Annotated in this window: 2 protein-coding genes; both read left to right on the top strand. The window is 51.2% G+C overall.

Annotated elements, in window-relative coordinates:
• Positions 1-792: PEP/pyruvate-binding domain-containing protein (locus KDK18_RS01145; protein WP_257252591.1), on the top strand; the 792-nt coding region annotated here is incomplete at its 5' end.
• A gap of 16 nt (positions 793-808) precedes the next feature.
• The coding region (locus tag KDK18_RS01140) for a hypothetical protein (RefSeq protein ID WP_257252588.1) at positions 809-1,064 on the top strand (256 nt) is incomplete at its 3' end.

Raw genomic sequence — 1,064 nt, 5'->3', positions numbered from 1 at the left:
GGCAAATACCTCTCTGAAGTTCAGGGAGAAGAAGATGTTTTTCGTACCTGCCTTAAAGTGATGGCTTCAGGTTACCGGCCTGAAGTTTGTTCGCAAGGCATACCGCAACCCATGGCGCTGATCATTCAGCAGTGCATTAACTGCCAATATGGCGGAGTAGTCATGAGTTTTCAGTCTTTTCAGGATGATACTATCAGGGTTGAGTATACACCCGGTCAGCCCAGAGGCGTATTGACAGGACAGTCCGGTAACACGCCTCACCGCATTGATATTTCATACAAAGCAGGCGCTGACCACTCTCAATACTATCGCGGAACGATTTCAAGTCACTTCATCCTGAACAAAAACACAGATAATAAAGGCTATTCAGAAACAAGAATTCTTGATACGGACACTCAATCAGACGACCTTAGTCAGCCACCCGGTAATGACATGCTTGATGAACTCAGGGAGATGGTGATAAAGCTCGAAGACCTTTTGCTCTGCCCCGTGGATGTGGAATTTGCCATCGATCATCAGGGCCGCCTGTTCCTGTTGCAGGTACGCCCTGTTACCCGACTCTCCGGGGACATGGATTTTGCTATGGCCATACCCGAAGACACTCTGGCCCTTGGCGAGGCCGTCAGCGAAGGCTATTGTACCGGACCCATCTGGTTGGCCAAAAAACGACAGGCAGACTCTATGCCAGACGGAGCCATTGTTTTGGCCCGACACGTCGAAGAATGGATGCTTGAGCCTGAGTTCCTGAAGCGGGCAGGGGGGTTTTGTCATTGCCGAAGGTGGCTTCAATGATCATGTAGCGATTCTCATGAGACAGGAACAAAAAAGACTGTTGCTGGGCGGTGAGCAGTTTGCGGCCCTGGCCGCTCAGGATGGTCAGCAGGCGACGCTGGCCTGCGGCCGTTTTAATGGTAATTCCGGAGCCTTCGTAGTTGCCGGTGACCTTACCGAAAAACTGGCCAGTCGCATTAGCCTGTCAACTGCTGTTTTTGATGTCCCGTTGGCAAAAGCCGTCCCGTCACGGGATGATTTAACCCCCGATGAAGGCACATTCTGTCATGTTG

This window comes from Endozoicomonas sp. SESOKO3 (genome assembly GCF_024606255.1).
Note: the sequence above shows the minus strand (reverse complement) of the source record. Positions and strands in the feature narration are given on the sequence as shown.